Consider the following 3,378-nt stretch of genomic DNA (forward strand, 5'->3'; position numbering starts at 1 on the left):
TCATCTTTTTGTCGGCTCGTGGGGCTGGTCCTGTGCAGCAATGCGTCGATGGTTTACTTCGCTTTGGATTCGCTCCGTGTGGCAGTCGTCACGACGCTGGCCTGTTCGCTGCTGCTTCAGGCCGGCTCCTTCGGCCGCGTGCTCTTTCTGATCTGGCAGTCCTCTAGCCGCGCTCGTGGAACTCGCCACAGGGGCCAGCATGCCGATGGTTACAGGAAAGCTCGGGTACCAGTCGTCTGACTCTGATCAACTGCGGAATGCAATTTTCAGCTGTGTCCCGGCTTGGTCGAATGCCCAGCATGTGCTGCTGCTTTGATGCGCGGATGACAGGATCAGTGCTCAGACCCACACCAATTTTGGTCACCCTCTGATGACTGAGCTGATCGTATAGGGAATCTGTGTTCGGCTAACACGCGACCATACCCCTGGGCTGACCGGTGCGTAGCCGGTTCAGGTACTTTTTTGCTGGAGATAGCATGCTGGAAAAATTCGAACGTTATCCGCTCACCTTTGGACCCACGCCGATCGAGAGGCTCGACCGCCTCGGCAAGCATCTGGGCGACAAGGTGGAAATCTACGTCAAACGCGAGGACTGCAACTCCGGTCTCGCGTTCGGCGGAAACAAGCTGCGCAAGCTCGAATACATTGTGCCCGACGCGATCGCGTCAGATGCCGATACGCTCGTCACAATCGGTGGCGTGCAGTCCAACCATACGCGCATGGTCGCTGCGGTCGCCGCCAAGATCGGCATGAAATGCCTCCTGGTCCAGGAGAGCTGGGTCCCACATGATGATGCTGTCTACGACCGGGTCGGCAATATCCTCTTGAGCCGCATCATGGGGGCAGAGGTGCGCCTGGTTGACGAGGGCTTTGACATCGGCATCCGCCGCAGCTGGGAAAAGGCACTTTATGAAGTCAAGGCAAGGGGCGGCAGGCCATATGCGATACCTGCCGGCGCCTCTGTCCACAAATACGGCGGCCTGGGCTATGTGGGGTTCGCTGAGGAGGTGCGTGCCCAGGAAGAGCAGCTTGGGTTTGCCTTCGACTATATCGTCGTCTGTACGGTGACTGGTTCAACCCACGGCGGCATGCTCGTCGGGTTCGCCAAGGATGGTCGACAGCGCAACGTGATCGGTATCGATGCCTCCGCCATGCCCGCCAAGACCAAGGCGCAGGTGCTCGGCATCGCCCAAAATACAGCGAAGCTCGTCCACCTCGGAGCGGAAATTGTCGAGGCAGACGTGGTGTTGTTCATGGACTACGCGTACCCGGGTTATGGCGTTCCATCGGAGGAAACCAAAGAGGCAATCCGTTTGTGCGCGCGGCTCGAGGGCATGATTACGGACCCCGTTTACGAGGGCAAATCGATGCAAGGGATGATCGACCTCGTCCAGAGGGGCTTCTTTCCACAGGGATCGAGGGTCCTCTACGCACATCTAGGCGGCGCGCCGGCGATCAACGGGTACGGCTACACCTTTCGCAACGGCTGACGTTCGGCAGTCTGCGATTCCGCGGTCGCGCTCGAACGTGGGTAGGTAGCGTCGTTCGAGCGCTTGGCTGGAGAAGTGGAGGCAGCGACGGGCATCCACTAATTGGTACCATTACGTGCTGTCGGGGCTCAACGCCACGCGCATTGAGCGCATGCCGCCGTTGGCAACCGCGAGGCGAATTTTGACTCCGGGGCAAGAATCCACACGCGGCGGTGGCGGCACGAGGACCAAGCCGGCGAGTTCGCGCTTTCGAACTGGCGCCAAACTGCCACTGCTCGAGGACCGAGGCCAGTCTAATCACAGGCGAGCCGTCCAAGCTCTCAAGAGATAGGGCGAAACCCGACAGCGGCAGAAGACATGTCGGGTTCACGACAATCGGCCGCATTTAGCCTCGTGGAGAATTTCAAAGCATTTCCCGCCGCTTACCGGAGCTGAGGGAATTGGCACCTCCGTTGCAGCTTGATGTGCGGCAACACGGTGAGAGCTTCGCTGAAGCAAGCCAGAGGGAGCGATGCCCTCGAGACCGTGTCCGATTTTGACGGGAAAATATTCCGCGACAAAAGAGACGAAAGGTGTGGAATGACTTTGGACACCAAGATGGAACTGCGTATGGGGTCCCCGGCTCCTGCGATCAAAGTGGAGAACTGGCTGCGTGGCGAGCCCCTCACGAACTTTCGGCCCGGCAAGGTCTACCTCGTTGAGTTTTGGGCGACTTGGTGCGGACCATGTGTCGACGCCATGCCCCATTTGATCGAACTGCAGGAGAAATATGAAGGCAGCGGATTTGAGGCGGTCGGAGTTGCCGCCTGCGAACAGGGTCCTACCGCAGACGAGGCGCGGACCAACGTGGATGCCTGGCTGACCGAGAAGTTCCCGAATCTGAATTATCGTATCGGGTTCGATTACATTGGCGAAATGAACAAGCTCTGGATGGATCCCAGCTCTTCGATTGGGATTCCCACCTCGTTCGTGGTCGACCGCGACGGCCACATCGCTTTTATCGGCCACCCGGCGGAACTCGATGACGTTTTGCCGAAAGTCCTTAACGGCAGCTGGCGCAGCAGCTATGAAGCGAAAGCCGCCGATGCAAAGCGCATCGCGCATAACCAACTTGCAGCGCGCGAAATGTCGCTTACCGGGCCGATATACGCCAAACTTGAGCCGGCGATGCAGGCCGAGAATTGGACGGCGGCGCTCTTGGCCATCGAAGAAGGCCTCGCCTTGATGCCAGACTCTTGTGAGTTCCGGCAGATTCATGCGGATCTTCTGCTTCACAAGCTGCGCGACATCAAGACCGGCATGCCGGTCATGCGAGAATTGGTCGAGGACGCGATCGACAAAACGTCCGACGCGGTGTCGTGGATGGCCTTGGCCCTCAACCAACTCTTCGATCCCACGATGGACAATTCCCATCTTCCGCGCGCGGAGCGCTTTGCGATGGGCAACGAGCTCTCGGAACAGATACTGGCACTCAATCCCCCGAACGGCGATGGCCCGTTTAAATACCTCCGGTACCTCCCGGTAGCTCAGTATTATTACGAGAGCGGCAACAAAGATCGCGCAATCGAGTTGATCGAGGTGGCACTGAAATCGGTGGACCGGCTGGGGCCAATTCCGGACCACACCAAACAGTACTATCTTACCCCATTGCTCGAAGCACTGGCCAACTACACGGGTGAGCCTGCCTGTCACGCGGATCTTTGTGTGGCTCCGCAAAAGAAGGCACCCGAAACTCAAAACGCAGTCACTTCCTGAGCAAGAATCGCGAAGGGCATGACAATTGGAATTGAACACCGGCAAATCCGCCCGCCCAGGCGCACTTCGCAGCAATAACGTCGATGCCGCAAAAGTGCGCGGCTTGCGGCAGGTGGAATTTCCATTGCGTTTA

General features: G+C 58.5%; 3 protein-coding genes. All 3 read left to right on the forward strand.

The window, feature by feature from the left end; all coding sequences use genetic code 11:
• On the forward strand, positions 1 to 240 hold a 240-nt coding region (locus EN824_RS33375; protein WP_135933154.1), incomplete at its 5' end, for an exopolysaccharide production repressor protein.
• Positions 241 to 476: 236 nt separating this feature from the next.
• The gene (locus EN824_RS33380; RefSeq protein WP_024505903.1) at positions 477 to 1,490 is read left to right on the forward strand and encodes a 1-aminocyclopropane-1-carboxylate deaminase; all 1,014 of its coding nucleotides are present in this window, start codon (positions 477 to 479) and stop codon (positions 1,488 to 1,490) included.
• A 597-nt stretch (positions 1,491 to 2,087) separates the two neighbouring features.
• Positions 2,088 to 3,245, forward strand: coding sequence for a TlpA disulfide reductase family protein (locus EN824_RS33385; protein ID WP_127249268.1), 1,158 nt, complete (start codon positions 2,088 to 2,090; stop codon positions 3,243 to 3,245).
• Positions 3,246 to 3,378 lie beyond the last annotated feature (133 nt).

The sequence above is a fragment of the Mesorhizobium sp. M8A.F.Ca.ET.181.01.1.1 genome, assembly GCF_004792025.1.
Lineage (GTDB): Bacteria > Pseudomonadota > Alphaproteobacteria > Rhizobiales > Rhizobiaceae > Mesorhizobium.

Bases quoted from the DNA above. Each gene is read 5' to 3' on its own strand.
- EN824_RS33380 (WP_024505903.1), top strand. From the start codon at position 477: ATGCTGGAAAAATTCGAACGTTATCCGCTCACCTTTGGACCCACGCCG.
- EN824_RS33385 (WP_127249268.1), top strand. From the start codon at position 2,088: ATGGAACTGCGTATGGGGTCCCCGGCTCCTGCGATCAAAGTGGAGAAC.